A 15652-nucleotide genomic window follows, 5' to 3' on the forward strand; every position below is an offset into this window, starting at 1 on the left:
TGCTTTGGGCCGCCACCATAGTGGATCAGCGCGACGACACCAGATGCTGCGCGTCGTGCAGGCGCCGATAGATGCCGCCGGCGCGGAGCAGTTCGCTGTGCGAACCCTGTTCGACGACGCCCGACTCCGAGACGACGACGATGCGGTCGGCGCCGCGGATCGTTGCCAGCCGGTGTGCGATGACCAGCGTGGTTCGGCCCTCGGCAAGTTCGGCCAACGACTTCTGGATTTCGCGCTCGGTCTCGGTGTCGAGCGCCGACGTCGCCTCGTCGAGGATAAGGATCGGCGGGTTCTTCAGGAACATGCGGGCGATCGCCAGCCGCTGCTTCTGGCCGCCGGACAATTTTACGCCGCGCTCGCCGATGATCGTGTCATAGCCGGCCGGCAGGCCCGATATCATGCCGTCGAGCTGCGCCCGCCGCGCGGCATCGGCGATAGCCTCGTCGGAGGCGCCGAGACGGCCATAGGCGATGTTTTCGCGGATCGAGCCCCCGAACAGGAAGACATCCTGCTGGACGATGCCGATCTGGCCGCGCAGCGAAGCGAGCGTCATGTTCCTGATATCGATGCCGTCGATGCTGATCCCGCCGGCGCTGACCTCATAGAAACGCGGCAGCAGCGAACAGATGGTGGTCTTGCCGGCGCCCGACGGGCCGACGAAGGCGATGGTTTCGCCGGCGTGAATGGTGAGATCGATACCCCTGAGCACCGGCTTGCCGTCGCCATAGCCAAAGCTCACGCCGCGATATTCGATATCGCCCTTGAGGCCGCTTACGGTCACGGCACCTGGCCGGTCGGCGATGTCGGGTTCGGTGTCGAGCAATTCGGTGTAGCGGCGGAAGCCGGCAATACCCTTGGGGTAGGTCTCGATCACCGAGTTGATCTTCTCGATCGGCCGTACGAAGACGCCGACCAGAAGCAGGAAGCCGACGAAGCCGCCATTGCTGAGGCCTCCCGTGATGACGAGATAGCTGCCGGCGATCATGACCACGAGCTGGATCAGCCTTATGCCCATATAGTTCAGCGAATTGCTGGCCGACATGATGCGGTAGGCGTCGAGCTTGGTCTGGCGGTAGCGCTGGTTGTCATGCGCGAACAGCGTGCGCTCATGCTCCTCATTGGCGAAGGCCTGGACGACGCGCATGCCGCCGACATTCTCTTCGATGCGGACGTTGAAATCGCCGACGCGCCGGTACAGCGCCTGCCAGTTGCGCTCCATGCGGTCGCCGTAGCGCATCGTCACCCAGGCGATCAGCGGTACGATCACCGCCGTGATCAGCGCCAGATGCATGTTGACCGTGAACATCAGCACGAAGGCGCCGGCGAAGGTCATGATGGCGATGAACAGGTCCTCGGGGCCGTGATGGGCGATCTCGCCGATCTCCTCGAGGTCCTTGGTGACACGGCCGACGAGATGGCCGGTCTTGTGGTTGTCGTAGAAGCGGAACGAGAGTTTCTGCAGATGATCGAAGCTCTTGCGCCGCATCTCGGTCTCGATGTTGATGCCGAGCATGTGGCCCCAATAGGTGACGACCGCCATCAGCACCGTGTTGAGCAGATAGATCACCAGCAGCCCGGCAGACGCGATGATGATCAAGGTCCAGTCCTGCTGCGGCAGCAGCTGGTCGACGAAGGTGCGGACCGCCATGGGAAAGCCGAGTTCAAGCAGGCCGGCCAGCACCGCGCAGGAGAAGTCGAGCGCGAACAGCCCCTTCCAGGGCGCGTAGTAGGAAAGGAAACGTCTGATCATCGAGGTGAACCGCAAGCTGTCTTGACGGGCGCGGTGAGCGCGCCGGCCGTCATCCGTGGGCGCTGCTTACAATCGGCAGCGCAAGGGCGGCAATATGCCAGGACGGACTTCATTGCCTGCCTTTCCACATCAGCGCCATGAAATAGGGGCCGCCGACGAAGGCGGCGATGAGGCCGGCCGGCACTTGCCAGGGAAAGATCAGCGTCCGCCCTGCCCAGTCGGCGGCAACGAGGATCAGCCCGCCTGTCATGGCCGAGGCCAGAAGCTGCGGCACGGCGCGGCGGAAGCCGAGCATGCGTGCGAGGTGCGGCGCCATCAGGCCGACGAAGCTCAGCGGGCCGATGACCAATGTCGCGGTTGCGGTGGCCAATGCGGTGAGCGCAAGCAATGTGGCGCGAACGCGTCCCAGTCGCAGGCCAAGGCCACGCGCGGCGGTTTCGCCGAGCGGCAGTATATCGAGCCAGCGCGCGGTCAGCGGCGCCAGCGCGAGGACGGTGACCGCGACCGTTGCGGCGGTGAAGGCATCCGTTGGCGTTGCGCGATAGGTCGATCCCGACAGCCAGGCGAGCAGGAAGTCCATGCGCGGATCGCCGCTGGCCAGAAGCAGCGCGGCGAAGGCGGACGCGACCGTCGCAACGGCGACGCCGGCAAGCAGCAGCCGTTCCGGCGACAGGGCATTGCGTCGCCCCACCAGCACGACGATCGTCAGCGCCAGCAAGGCGCCCGCCAAGGCCGCGCCGAGCATTGTTGAGCGGTCGAAGCTGTCGCTGAGCAGCAGCAGCGCCAGCACGCCGAAAGAGGCGCCGCCGGAAATGCCCAGCACTTCGGGTGCGGCCATCGGGTTGCCGGTCATGCGCTGCATCAGCGTGCCGGCGATGGCGAGCAGGACGCCCGCCGACAGGGCGACGACGACGCGAGGCGCGCGCAGGGCAAGCAGCTCGGTCAAATCCGCGGATGCGATCCAGTGCCAACCGCCTGCGCCACGGCCAAAGCCGATGGCGAGGACAACCGCGAGGATGAGCGCCAGCAGGCCCGCGATCAACGGCAGGCCGTTTGTCGGCAGGCGTATCGACGACACCATGTCGGCCTGCCTTTCGGGGGTGGTTCGCATTCGCGGCAACAGGAACAGCAGCAGCGGCGCGCCGAGCAAAGCGGTCGCGGTGCCGGCGGGGATTTCGCCGGTGAACGGCAGATGCTGCACCAGGCGGTCGGTGAGCCAGAGCAGGGCACCGCCGACCAGCGGCGACCAGACCAGACGGCGGCCAAGCGTGCGCGCTCCGGCCAGCCGCGCCAGCGCCGGGGCGGCGAGCGCCACGAAACCGATGACGCCCACCTCGGCGACGACCAGCGCGCTAAGCGAGACGGCGACTGTCATGCCGGCAAGGCGGATGACGGCCGGCCGGGTGCCGAGCGATGTCGCGCCGTCGTCGCTGAGGTCGAGCAGGCGTAGCGGTCGCCAGAGCAGGAGCGCGGCGCAGATGCCGGCCAGCAGCCATGGCGCCAGAACAAGGACCGCCGCGTCGCCATTCTGCACCAGCGAGCCGCTCTGCCAGATGAACAGCTCCTCGGTGTATTCGCGGTTGAGCGCCATCAGCAGCGCGCCGGCCGAGCCGAAAGTGAGGCTGACGACGAGGCCGGCGATGATGATCGACACTGGCGAAAAGCTGCGCCCGCGCGCCAGTGCGAAAACGGCTGATGTGGCGAGCGCGCCGCCAGCCAGCGCCACGCCTTCGCGGCCACCTTCCAGCAACCATGGGGCGTAGAGGGTGGCGGCCGCCAATGCGAGGCTCGCTCCGGCATTGGTGCCGATCGTGGTCGGCTCGGCCAGCGGGTTGCGCAGCACATGCTGCATGACGACACCGGCGAGACCAAGTGCCGCGCCGGCTAGCATGCTGACGGCGACACGCGGCAGGAAGGCATAGCGATACAGCAACTGCGCTGGATCGGATGTGTCGGGAGCGGTGAGCGCATGCCACCACAAGTGCGTCGGGAAAAGGTTGATGAGATCGAAGATGGTCAGCATCAGTGCCAGGCCCGCGGGCACGGCCACCAGCAGGATGAGCGCGCCGATGCCGTCGCGCTGTCGCGGCAGGGACATTGCCTGAGCGATCATGCCGCTGCCACGAATTCGGTGAAACGCGCGGCAGCAGTGAGACCGCCGAACGGCCAGACCGGCGGAATGGTCCGCACCTGGCCGTTCCGGACGCAGGGCAGATTGGCCCAGAGCGAGCTGCGGGCAATCCTGATCCTGACGTGCGGTGGGATCGGATCGAGCGAGATCAGTTGCGCCTCGCCTACGGCGACCAGTTCCTCGATGCCGACCGTCGAAAAACCCCATTCATTGGTGGCGCCGGTCCAGGCGTTGACGAGGCCGAGCCGGTCGAGGACATCCTGCAGCAGGCTGCCGGCGCCGTAGACGCGGACATGGCGATCGTCGAACATGCTGACGACGCAGACCGGTTTTTGCACCGCCCGCTCCAGCCTGGCACGCGCTTGGGCGATCGAGGCTTCGGTGCGCCCGACAAGGTTTTCTGCTTCCGTCCTGCGGCCAAGCATGTCGCCAAGCTGCAGCGTCACCTGTTGCGCCTGCGCGTAAGGTGGAGCCTTGCCGCTGTAGAACGGCACGTTGAAGGTCGGCGCCAATCTGGTGAAGCTGTTCTCGTCCAAGCCATAGCCATAGGCGCCGACGATCAGGTCGGGCCGCAGTTCCCGAAGCAGTTCGAGATTGGGCTCGCTGCGCGATCCCAGGTCGATGGTGGCCTGCGGCAGCGCCGGGCCCTGCACCCAGTCGCCATAACCCCTGGTGTCGCCGACGGCGAGCGGCGACAGGCCGAGCGAGACCACCAGTTCGGCCGATGTCCATTCCAGGCAGACGACGCGGGCAGGTGCCGCGCGTGCCATGCCGCCCGGCAAAGCGAGGCCGGTCGCGGCGAGGCCGGCAAGATACTGGCGCCGTGTCAGCGCCGCCATTTTGGGCCGGCCCGCCACATTGCTTTTACCATGTGTATTTCACCGAACCGTTGATCCTGCGGCCTTCGCCGTAGAAGCAGCCGAAGCCCGAAGAGAAACAGGAGGCGACATAGCGTTTGTCGAACAGATTGCTGGCATTGAGGCTGAGCGTGGCGTTCTGCCAGGCGTAATGCACCGCCGCGTCGGCAAGCACGACCGATGGGACCTTGAAGCTGTTGGCGTCGTCGCCATAGGTCGAGCCGACATAGCGGACACCGGCGCCGAGGCCGAGACCTTCGAGCTTGCCGCCCATGAAGGTGTAATTGGCCCAGAGCGATGCGGAATGGGCTGGCACGCCGAAGGGCGTGTTGCCCTCGTTGCTGACCCAGACGCCGTTGACGTCTTCGACAGCGGTCGCCCTGGTGATCTTCGTGTCGAGGTAGGTGTAGGCCGCTCTCAGATCGAGGCCCGCATCCAGGCTCGCCACGGCTTCCAGTTCCACGCCGCGCGAACGGATCTCACCGGTCTGGAACAGATCGTTGGGTGAGCCCTCATTACCGGAACGCACGACATTCTGCCGGGTCAGGTCGAAAACCGATGCCGTAATGAAGGAGTTCCAGCCGGTCGGCTGGTATTTCAGCCCGATCTCGTACTGCCTGCCGGTCTCGGGCACGAACAGATTGCCGTCGCTGTCGGCGCCGGCCACGGGCTGGAACGATTCGGAGTAGCTGACATAGGGCGCAAGCCCGTTGTCGGCGAGATAGACGAGCCCCGCCCGGCTGGTGAAGGCGTTGTCCTTCTGCTCGGGAATGTAGCCGCCGGCCAGATTGTCGTAGACCTTGGCGTCCGACCAATCCTGGCGGCCGCCAAGGGTCAGCCGCCAGTTGCCGAGCTTGACCTGATCCTGCGCGTAGAGGCCGACTTGCTGCTGGGTGGTGTCGGTATCGGTGTAGGGCGTCAGATCGGTGATCGGGTACCCGTAAACCGGATCGAAGATGTTGAAACCGTCCTCGACGGTCCCTTCCGAGGCATAGTCGCGGTAAGTGTAGCGTTTGTAGTCGAGGCCGACGAGCAGCGTGTGGGCAAGCGGCCCGGTGTCGAAATCGGCTTGTGCCTGGTTGTCGATGGTGACGCCGCTGAGTTTGGTGCCGCCGGCATCTGCATAACGGTAGTAGTCGCCGCTTGAAGGTTCCAGGCCGTTCGAGTCCGTCAGTCCGCCACCAAAGACGCCTTCCTCGGTGTGGGTAAGGTGGACGTAGCGGGCATGCTGTCGAACCTGCCAGGTTTCGTTGAAACGGTGATCGAATTCGTAGCCGATCGAGGCCTGGTCGTTGTTGTAGGAGTCGAAGCCGGGTTCGCCGACGAACATGCTGTTCGGCAGGTACTTGCCGTCCTTGCCCGGTATGACCGTGCCGTAGGCAGGCAGATACTGCATCGCCCAGCCCGAGCGATCGCGCTGATAGTTGGCGAGGATGGTCAGGCTGGTGTCGGCATCGGGCTGCCAGGTGATCGCCGGCGCGATGAAGATGCGGTCGTCCTTGACGAAGTCGGTCTGCGTGTCGCCCATGTGAGCGGCGCCGGTGAGGCGAAACAGCAGCGACTTGTCGGCGTTCACGGCACCGCTGAAGTCGAACTTGCCTTCATACCGGTTGAAGCTGCCACCACCGAATTCGACCTCGCGCAGGTTTTCCTCGGTTGGCCGCTTGCTGACATAGTTGATGATGCCGCCCGGGCTTGCCTGGCCATAAAGTACCGACGCCGGTCCGCGCAGCACCTCGTAGCGTTCCGCGCCATAGGAATCGAGTGCGGTGAACAGGGTGAAATTGCTCTCCTTGAGCTGCAGCCCGTCCCTGTAGAAGACGCCGCTGGCGTTCGAAATGCCGCGCAACTGCAGGCCGAGGCCGCGATTGTCGGTGCCGTAGAGATTGCCGGTGGCGCCGGGTGTGTAGCGCAACGCGCTGTTCAGGCTGTCGACGGCCTGCGCTTCCATATGGTCCCTGGTGATGACCGATATCGATTGCGGCGTCTCGATCAGCGGCGTGTCGGTCTTGGTGCCGGTGGAGCCCTTTGTGGCAACGTAGCCCTTGACCGGCCCGAAAGCGCTTTCGACACGTTCCTGGACTTTGATCGGGTCTAGGGTGGTGGTGACCGTCTCCTGGGCCAGTGCATGGCCGCAGCCAAGCAGGGCCGGCAGCGACACCGTTGCGATCAGCAGGCGCTTGCGCGCTATCCGGTTCCGCCAAATCGGTCCATGTCCTGAAATCATCCTTTGCGCCCCCTGTTTCCAAATTTTCGTGCCGATATTGCCGGTCGCGACGATTTGTTGATCGTTGCAGTCATCTTCAATGTTGACTAGTAAGGTCATGTTTCATAGTCAACCGGGCACGACCCGTCGAAATGCCGGAATCTGGAAATGCGGGCGGCCGCACTGGAGAAAAGCCATGAGCATGGCTGGAATTGATGCCCAGACTGCCTTCCATATCGACGCGGTGCGCTTTGCCGTCGGCGAGCGGACGCTGCTCGGTCCGGTCTCGCTCGAACTGGAGCGCTCGCGCGTCTATGGGCTGATCGGCCACAATGGTTCGGGCAAGTCGACGCTTATCAAGCTCATGGCGCGCCAGCAGCCGGCGAGTTCAGGCGCCATCACTTTCGCCAGACGTCCGTTGCCGCAATGGGGTGCCCGCGAATTTGCCCGCGCGCTTGCCTACCTGCCGCAGACGACGCCCGCGGCGACCGGCCTGACCGTGCGCGAACTGGCGACGCTCGGGCGCTATCCCTGGCATGGCGCGCTTGGCCGTTTCCGCGCCGAGGACAGGCAGCATGTCGAGGAGGCGCTGGCCCTGACCGATATGGAGGGTTTTGCCGACCGGCTGGTGGACGAATTGTCGGGCGGCGAGCGCCAACGCGCCTGGCTCGCCATGCTGGTGGCGCAGAACGCCGGCGTCATGCTGCTCGACGAGCCGATTTCGGCACTCGACATCGCCCATCAGGTCGAGGTGCTCGGGCTGGTCAAGGAGCTCAGCCGCAAACGCGACCTATGCGTCGTCGTCGTGCTGCACGATCCCAACATGGCGGCGCGCTACTGCGACGAACTGATCGCGCTCAAGGACGGCAAGCTGCTGACGCGCGGCACACCAGGCGAAATCATGCGCAGCGATGTGCTGAAAGGCATTTTCGGTGTGGAGATGGGCGTGTTCGCGCACCCCGTCACCGGCCAGCCTGTTGGCTATGTGCAGTGACAATATCTGATGCGGCGGCGGGAAATAGAAGGCGGCAGGCCGCTGTGAGAACAAGGAAGAAGCTGTTGTCGAGAACTGGTTTGTTGGCGGCGTTGGTCGCATCCGTCATCCTGTCGGCCGGCAGCGCGATGGCCCAGGAGCAACCCGCCGGTGCCGCGCCGGCGGTCGAAGCCCCCACCCCGGCTGCTCCCGCAGCCCCAGCGCCGATTGCACCCGCACCCTCCGCACCGGCAGTCGCTCCGCCCGCCACGATGGCGCCTTCGCAGCCAGGCACCCAGCCGAACACGGGCGCGCCGTCTGAGGCCGGACCTTCGACGGCGATGGAGTTGACCTTGCCGCATGACCTGTCGCCATGGGGCATGTTCATGGCGGCCGACATTGTCGTCAAGGCGGTGATGATCGGGCTGGCCTTTGCCTCCCTCGTCACCTGGACGATATGGCTGGCCAAGTCGCTGGAGCTTTTCGGCGGCAAGCTGCGCATCCGTCGCGCCGTGCGGGCGATCGGCGAGGCCGCCACGCTGAAGCAGGCCAGCCGTACCCTTGACCGCAGCGGCGGTCCTGGCGCGCTGCTGGTGCGGGCGGCCGAGGAGGAGACCGCACTCTCGGCCGGTGCGCTCGATCATGTCTCGGGCGACGGCCTCAAGGAACGGGTCACGTCGCGCCTGTCGCGCATCGAGGCGGCGGCGGCGCGGCGCATGTCGCGCGGCACCGGCGTGCTGGCGACGATCGGCTCGACCGCGCCCTTCGTCGGCCTGTTCGGCACTGTCTGGGGCATCATGAACGCCTTCATCGGCATCTCGCAGGCGCAGACCACCAATCTCGCTGTGGTCGCGCCGGGCATCGCCGAAGCGCTGCTGGCCACCGCGATGGGCCTGGTCGCGGCCATACCGGCCGTCGTCATCTACAACGTCTTTGCACGCTCGATAGCCGGCTATCGGCAGATCCTCGCCGATGCCTCGGCGGGCGTCGAACGGCTGGTCAGCCGCGACCTCGACTTCCGCACCGTCGCGCCGGCAACGGCGCTGGCGGCGGAGTAGCGCCATGGCAAGCAGAATCCGACAGACCATGGATGACGATCTCGAGGAAAGCCACGAGATCAACGTCACCCCGTTCATCGATGTGATCCTGGTGCTCTTGATCATCTTCATGGTCGCGGCGCCGCTGGCGACGGTGGATGTCAATGTCGACCTGCCGGGCTCGACCGCAACGCCGGCGCCACGGCCCGAAACGCCGCTGTTCCTGACGCTGAAGGACGATCTGACGCTGGCGATCGGCAATGACAGCGTGCCGCGCCCGGCCTTCGCCGCGACGCTGGACAGCAAGACAAAAGGCGACAGGCAGACGCGCATCTTCCTGCGCGCCGACAAGGCGGTCGCCTATGGCGACCTGATGGAGGCGATGAACCTATTGCGCGGTGCCGGCTATCTGAAGATCGCGCTGGTCGGCCTGGAGACGGCTCCCGCGTCCAATGCCCCGGCGCCCGCAGCCACTGGTGCGGCGGCGCCATGACGCAAGCGGTCGCCGTGCCCTCGGTCCAGCTGTCGCGCTTCGGTTGGCGCGACCTTGGCTTGTGGGCCGGTGCTGCCGCGCTGGTCCTTGGAGCCCATGTCGCGGTCGCCTATGCAGTGCAGAACCTCACAATGGTCACCGAAGCGGATGGCGGTCCACCCCCCGCGCAGATGATCGAGATGGCACCGATGGTGGTGATGCCGGCCGTGGAAGAACAGGTCGCCGCGCTGGACGCGGTGACGCCAGACCAGACCGAACCGACACCGACGACCGAACCGACACCTGAAGAACCGGTCGAAAAGACGGAGCCGGTTGTCGAGCCGCCGGAAGCGGTCGCGCCCGACGAGACAGAACCCACCCAGGCCGAACCCACCCAGGCCGAAACGGCCGAACAGGTCGATCAGCCGCCGCCGGATGAGGCCGTCCCGGATGTTGTCGAGGCTGTCACGCCAGACGTCGTCATTCCCTTGCCGCAGCCGAAACCTGTCGAAATTGTCAAAGACAAGAAACCGGCCGCGGCCAAGGCGAAGAAGCCTGTCGAGAAGCCCAAGCCGCGGCTTAAGAAGGAGAAGGCGGCTCCGCCGAAGACGGCAACCGTCGCCAGCGCCGACGCACGGCCCGCGACCAGGACCGCGGCGCCGAAGGCGGCGGAATCGACGTCGCGCTCCGGCGACTCCAGCAAATGGGACTCCCGTCTGGGCGCCTGGATCAAGCGGCACACGCGCTATCCCAGCTCTGCCAAGGCCCGAGGCGTGGAAGGCAGGCCGTATGTCGCCTTCACGGTCGACTCGTCCGGCCGGGTCCTGTCCGCCAGGCTCTCTCGTTCCTCCGGGGATGCGGATCTGGACCGTGCGGCGCTCGCCGTGCTGCAAGGCGCCACGGTGCCGAAACCGCCACCGGAACTCGGCTCGCGTCTGAGCCGAACAGCGCCGTTCGTGTTCAGCCTGCGCAACTAGAGCATTTCACCGTTTCACGGAAACGGCGATCTGCTCTAACTCTTTGTTTTGACGCAATTCCCAAGGGAAAACGCTATGCGTTTTCCCGGGAAAACCGTTTCACACTTTTCCTGGAATTGCTCTAGAGCCGAACTTGATCGGCCAGCCAGTCAATAGGTCAGTGACAGGCTCAGGGCCTCGACCTGTTCGAGATAGAAATGGCATTTCGTGCGCAAGGGCCCGAGGCCTGGGTCATCGGCGCCGTTGATCTCGATGGTCTGCATCATGAAGTCGAAATGGGCGTGGAAAGCGTCCACTGTACCCCAGAGACTGTCGGCCTGGCAGCTGTCGGCAATCGCCATCGAGACGAGTTGGCGGGCCTCGACCCGCGCGGCGTCAGGCGATGGCGGCCGCCTGGCGATCAAGACGTCGAGCCGGCTGAAAACGCTTTCCCTGGCATCGACGCTTCTGATGTTGGCTATCATGTTCATGTGCAGGTCCCCTGGGCATTCCAGACGCGCAATAGGTTCCGGTCTGAAATTGAAAAACTGGTGATCAGAGCATTTTCAGCGGCGCCAATGAACGCGTCGCGTTTGGCATCAAGCTTGAGCGACCGGATGCCGGTCCTGCGGGCAGGATGCAATCAGGGCCGGGATTGCGGTTGCATCGGAGGGGTGGCCCCTGATGATGTTGGCGACCTCGGCATCGGCCTGCTCGAACCAGTAGACCATGTCGGCGCGGCGCAGGTCCGTCGCGGCCTTCTTCAGCAACGGCAGCAGGCTTTGCAACGCGCACAGCGTCTCCCAGCGGTTTGGCCGGGAGGTCGAGCCGGCCACCGCGCATGCCGCTGACGATTGCATGTCGCTACGCTCTCCGTGGCTGGGCGGCCCGAGTGTCCTTTGCCTGCGCCTTGGGGTGCAGCGGGTTGCCGCTGAGCTGCGCATGCCTGGCCGGCCGTGCGCCGCGAAGAACGTCGAAGGCCTCTGCATAGGCCATGCCCAGCAGATAGGAGATCATCGGAAAACGGCTTGCTTCGGCCATCTGCACGAGCTCATTGGTCATCGACGAAATATATTGAAGGCTATCGATTTCCGACTGGCGTAAGGATTGATTTGGCACGTGCTGCTCCTGTCTCTGGTTATACCCTAGGGAACGCGTTACTGGCTGTGATGCACATAGTTGGTCGGCTAATTGATGGACTGGCCCGCCGTGGACGGATCTCTTTCCGGCGTCGAGAGGGTCAAGGCATAGATCGGTGCGTCGGTGAAACTGTCGAGACCAAGCAGCCGCTTGATGGCGGAATGGCTGAGCGCGGCTGTCGGACATGCCGACAGGCCATGATTGGTCGCTGCCAGCATGATGTTCTGGCCGATATGGCCGGCCTCGATCAGCACGACACGATAGGCGTTGGCGTCCTCATATTTCCACATCGTGCGATCTAGCTTGGCGCAAAGCAGGACAAGGCACGGCATGGCGTCGGCCCACTCCTGTCCGCCGACCAGTTCGGAGATTTTCGGCAGATGGTTTGCGGAAATCCTGCCAAGGTCGTGATCCGCGGCGGAATAGTGATAGACACCGGGTTCGAGGCCATCGACGCCGAGCGCGACCACATAGGCCTCATAGGGATTTCGCGCGCCGCCTGAAGGGGTCATGCCGAGCGGCAGGGTGCCAACGCAATTGGCGGTCTCGCCGATGATGCCGAGCCCTGCGAACAGGCAATCGGAAAGCTGTTTGGCCGTGATGGTGGGCTGAGCCGCCGTGCGGTTGGTGCGGCGCCGCGCCATCAAGCTGAGAAGTTCATTGTCTTCCAGTGCATTCGGCAGCTGGATGGCGCCTGCGGAATTCTTGAGCATGAGGTTCGGCTGCGGCGTATGGCCGGCGCGTTCTATCTGCCGCTCTTCCGCTTGCTCGATGGTCATGTATTCGCTGTCCTGGACACAGAAATGCATCAGCGCCGTCGGAAGCCCCCAACTCCATTGTCCTGAAAACTGTTCCTCCTGCTCGGCCAGAGGCGATCCGGCTGTGACCAGCGCGGAGAAATCGAGCAACTGGGGAACGACAGCCTTCAACTCGGACTTCGACCATCCATGGGCGCGGGCAATGTCCGCCGTCGATGCCCATTTGTCCCACGAAGCGAGAAGGCCGACCATCTCAGGACTGCATTCAAACACGCTCCTGGTCAGGAAGTTGCATGCCGTGACCTTGTTCGGTCCGGGGTAGAAAACAAGCGTTTTCGAAGAGCGCATTTTCATGAAGCTGATTGCCATCTGTGGAGCCGAGGCGCCGACAAGCAAGACGCTCGTCGGCGCAGAACGGCTTCAGCGCTTGTTGTAGTGCATGCCCTGCGAAAAGAAGACGGTCTGCGTGCCGGCGGCAATCGTCAGCTTCGGAGCATTGGTCACTTTCTTGGCCATTTTCATCCCTTTCCTGACCCCAATTTGGGATCCGTTGAAAGACCCCCGGAACGGGATCCGCGTGAAGAAAGGTAAGGTCGGAAGAGTTAATGGTTTGTTAAAATTATAGTAAAACCACGATCCTAAGACGGACCCGTGGATTATCTTTCCTGGCATTAAAGTGTAAAATATCGATTTTATTCAGATACAGAGTAGACAATCGTTGGCATACGCTTAATTGGCGTACGCTTATTCTTATTTGGCGTAAGACACGGCGATCCGAGGGGTTAGCCCAACCCGTCCCGGGTGAGGCTGACAACCAGTTGATCGACGCCCGGATCGTCGAGATTGATGACATGCGCCATGCTGATGGCATCCCTTGGGTGGATGTTGGCAATGTCGCGCCGCATGATGACGGACACGAATGCCGGGCCGGCCTCCGTCAGAAGCATGGCCTTGCCCATCAGCACCGGTTCGGAGATGGGAGCCCATTGCACGGAGATCAGCGACGGCTCCCCGGTCTGGCGGCGATTGATGCCGCTGAAATAGATCCAGTTCAGCCGCGAGATCGCCACGCCATAGTGATTGCCGCGCGCTCGTGCCCAGGTCGATCCCCGGCGCTCCGACCATCCGGTGACCCTTCGGAAGGTGACCAGTTCGGCTTCGCGCCGCACGAAGGTCACCGAGCGCATCAGGAGGTCGAGGCGGCCCGGGATCGAGAAATAGGTGAAATAGGTGCCGCCCGCGATCGAAGGACTGGGAGGGCGGATCATCTGGTTGAACAGGCTCTCGGAAACCGGCGGCAGGCCACGCATCGCCGGCTCGGGTGCGCCGGGATCCTGGTACAGTTCGGCTTCGTCGATCCGAAAGTAATCGCATATCAGCTTGGCGGTAGCTTTGTTGGGAACGGTCTGCCCTTGCAGATAGCGTTCGAACTGCGTGCGATTGATGCGCAGCTCACGGCATACCGCACTTACGGAGGCATGGTCCTTGCACAGCCGTCTAAGGTTTGCAGCGAGATTGTCGCGAATTGACACGTCTTTGCTTCCGCAGGCGGATTTTTCATTTCGACTCGAAATCGATATAGCGTCTCCGGTCGCCCCCGCCGAAACGCCCTGGTCACAACGCACAGAAAAAACTGATTTGGTAACGTCAATTTAGTGGGGTGGTTTCCAAAAAAAACGGAAACAATCAGCGAGCTCTTCCGCCATAAGTCCAATTGACAAAAGTTTTGCCGGATATCGCGAAATAGGCGATGTAGCGCGGCCTTTTAAGGCGCGCCGGCACAGCAAATGCCAACCGCGGGGGCAAGCCGGGACGAGCGTCGCGGACTGCATACGGCGCAGAGATGGGCATCTGGCGCGGAGCGTGGAGAATTATTCCGCTGGTGGAGCTGAGGAGGATCGACGCCTGCGACACTTATGTCGTTGAAATCCTTGTAAATCAGTGCCATAGACCCCCGGAACGTGGGCCAAATGCGTGGGCCAAACCGGGGGTTTTCTATGCCGAAACAGCGAAATAGTGCCAGACGTCATCTCGAGTTGAAGCGCCGGATATGGTGGTTCAAGATCGGGGTTCCGGTGGCCCTGCGAAGCCACTTCGGCGGCAAGACCCATTACCGGGAAAGCCTCCAGACCAGCGACATGCGGGTGGCAATGGAGCGCCGGGACCAAGTGGAGCGTGACATCCGTAGCCGCTTCAGGGACATCGCAGCGGGCAAGGTGATCAGCCCTGCAACGATGTCAGCACGAGAGCGCGGCACGGTCTGGCGTGAAGCTCTGGCCGACCTCAAGGCCACCGATGACCACAGCCAGTTGGACTTCGCCATGGGACTTGCGGAGGATGAGAGCGACCGACTTCGCGGGAACGAGCGGAAAGAGTTTGAGGACGCCTTCACCGGCAAGGTGCCTGTTGACGAGCATGTTGAAGCGTACCTGAAGGCCATAGGGCTCGCCGACAAGACCACGGGCGAGCGGCGCGGGCTGGTGAGGCGGTTTGCACGGTGGTGCGATAAAGAGGCTCTGAAGCTGCCCGACATCAACCGCAGGGCCGTGGGTCGGTACGTCACCGCGATCATTGAGCCGATGGACCGCAGGACCGCGAAGAAGCACATGACTGCGCTCCGGGGCTATTGGGATTACCTCACGCTGCGCGGCCACGTTGAAGGCAAGGTCATGGATGGCAAGGCGGTCGATAGTCCGTGGCTGGGCCAGACGCTCCCTGACAACAAGCGGCGGGTGGAGCGCGGGGACAGGAACAGCGGGGAGCGGGCGTTCGCCGAGCAGGAATTGCAGACGCTCCTCTATGGCGATTATCCGCAGGAGGTGGGGACTGAGTTCCGGCAGCAGATCGAGGACGCCCTGCGCATCTCATGCCTCTCGGGGATGCGGCTTGCGGAGGTCGTGACGCTGTGGGTTGAGGAGGCCCACGACGATGTGTTCGACATCCAGCAGGGCAAGACCCGGAGTGCCGCCAGGAAGGTCCCGATACACCCCGACTTGAAGGGCATCGTTGAGCGGCGCACCAAGGACAAGAAACCGAAGGATTGGCTCTTCCAGGAGTTGGCCGGCGAGCGGGACCCCGGCGACACCTTCGGGAAGCGCTTCAATCGCTACCGCAAGGCCCTGAAGGTAGATGACGTGCGCGACGGGAAGCGCAGAAGCGCGGTGAACTTCCATTCCGCGAGGCGCTGGTTCATCACCCAGGCACGCCACGCTGGCCACGCTAAGGAGACAATCAAGGACATTGTAGGGCATGTGCCGGGTGAGAAGGACATCACCTTCGGCACTTATACGAAGGGTGCATCGGAGGAGCAGAACAGGGCCTGTGTCGAGGCCGTGAAGTTGCCGAAGCGCGCTTAAGCTGTCGATGGTTTGG

At 63.6% G+C, this 15652-nt stretch carries 14 protein-coding genes; 5 read left to right on the forward strand and 9 right to left on the reverse strand.

Annotated features, from left to right (window positions below; all coding sequences use genetic code 11):
• Positions 1–25: 25 nt before the first annotated feature.
• From NKJ67_RS05920 to NKJ67_RS05935, 4 genes are all read right to left on the reverse strand, one after another.
• On the reverse strand, positions 26–1750 hold the full coding sequence (locus tag NKJ67_RS05920) for an ABC transporter ATP-binding protein (RefSeq protein WP_352580794.1): 1725 nt from the start codon (positions 1748–1750) through the stop codon (positions 26–28).
• 109 nt (positions 1751–1859) lie between these two features.
• Entirely contained in the window at positions 1860–3863 is a 2004-nt protein-coding gene (gene fhuB / locus NKJ67_RS05925; RefSeq protein ID WP_352580795.1) for a Fe(3+)-hydroxamate ABC transporter permease FhuB, read from the reverse strand.
• Entirely contained in the window at positions 3860–4720 is an 861-nt protein-coding gene (locus tag NKJ67_RS05930) for an ABC transporter substrate-binding protein (RefSeq protein WP_352580796.1), read from the reverse strand. Before NKJ67_RS05930 ends, fhuB begins: the two co-directional genes overlap by 4 nt.
• Positions 4721–4745: 25 nt before the next feature.
• Entirely contained in the window at positions 4746–6965 is a 2220-nt protein-coding gene (locus tag NKJ67_RS05935; RefSeq protein WP_352580797.1) for a TonB-dependent siderophore receptor, read from the reverse strand.
• Positions 6966–7146: 181 nt separating this feature from the next.
• On the opposite strand from NKJ67_RS05935, the gene NKJ67_RS05940 reads away from it, so the two are divergent.
• The 4 genes from NKJ67_RS05940 (at position 7147) to NKJ67_RS05955 (ending at position 10403) form a co-directional block, all read left to right on the forward strand.
• Complete coding sequence (locus tag NKJ67_RS05940) at positions 7147–7938, forward strand: ATP-binding cassette domain-containing protein (RefSeq protein WP_164762277.1); 792 nt, start codon at positions 7147–7149, stop codon at positions 7936–7938.
• Positions 7939–8003: 65 nt separating this feature from the next.
• Positions 8004–8975 carry a tonB-system energizer ExbB gene (exbB, locus tag NKJ67_RS05945; RefSeq protein WP_352580798.1) on the forward strand — a complete coding sequence of 324 codons (972 nt, stop codon included), beginning with the start codon at positions 8004–8006 and terminating at the stop codon, positions 8973–8975.
• 4 nt (positions 8976–8979) lie between these two features.
• Complete coding sequence (exbD, locus tag NKJ67_RS05950; RefSeq protein ID WP_352580800.1) at positions 8980–9447, forward strand: TonB system transport protein ExbD; 468 nt, start codon at positions 8980–8982, stop codon at positions 9445–9447.
• The gene (locus NKJ67_RS05955) at positions 9444–10403 is read left to right on the forward strand and encodes a TonB family protein (protein WP_352580801.1); all 960 of its coding nucleotides are present in this window, start codon (positions 9444–9446) and stop codon (positions 10401–10403) included. The genes exbD and NKJ67_RS05955 overlap by 4 nt, the downstream gene beginning before the upstream one ends.
• A gap of 149 nt (positions 10404–10552) precedes the next feature.
• Here the strand turns inward: NKJ67_RS05955 and NKJ67_RS05960 are convergent, their stop codons facing one another.
• The 5 genes from NKJ67_RS05960 to NKJ67_RS05980 form a co-directional block, all read right to left on the reverse strand.
• Positions 10553–10873, reverse strand: a complete 321-nt coding sequence (locus tag NKJ67_RS05960) for a hypothetical protein (protein ID WP_352580802.1) — start codon at positions 10871–10873, stop codon at positions 10553–10555.
• A 108-nt stretch (positions 10874–10981) separates the two neighbouring features.
• Positions 10982–11242 (reverse strand): hypothetical protein, encoded by a 261-nt coding sequence (locus NKJ67_RS05965; RefSeq protein ID WP_127329798.1) that lies wholly within the window; start codon positions 11240–11242, stop codon positions 10982–10984.
• A gap of 4 nt (positions 11243–11246) precedes the next feature.
• A complete protein-coding gene (locus tag NKJ67_RS05970) occupies positions 11247–11501 on the reverse strand; it encodes a hypothetical protein (RefSeq protein ID WP_127268063.1) in 255 nt (84 codons plus the stop codon).
• Positions 11502–11569: 68 nt separating this feature from the next.
• Positions 11570–12532, reverse strand: coding sequence for a SagB/ThcOx family dehydrogenase (locus NKJ67_RS05975; RefSeq protein ID WP_236382936.1), 963 nt, complete (start codon positions 12530–12532; stop codon positions 11570–11572).
• Positions 12533–13062: 530 nt separating this feature from the next.
• Complete coding sequence (locus NKJ67_RS05980) at positions 13063–13812, reverse strand: helix-turn-helix domain-containing protein (protein WP_127268065.1); 750 nt, start codon at positions 13810–13812, stop codon at positions 13063–13065.
• 465 nt (positions 13813–14277) lie between these two features.
• On the opposite strand from NKJ67_RS05980, the gene NKJ67_RS05985 reads away from it, so the two are divergent.
• Positions 14278–15636: a site-specific integrase gene (locus NKJ67_RS05985; protein WP_352580803.1), complete on the forward strand. Its 1359-nt coding sequence runs from the start codon at positions 14278–14280 to the stop codon at positions 15634–15636.
• Positions 15637–15652 lie beyond the last annotated feature (16 nt).

Source organism: Mesorhizobium sp. M0088, assembly GCF_040322895.1.
GTDB lineage: Bacteria > Pseudomonadota > Alphaproteobacteria > Rhizobiales > Rhizobiaceae > Mesorhizobium.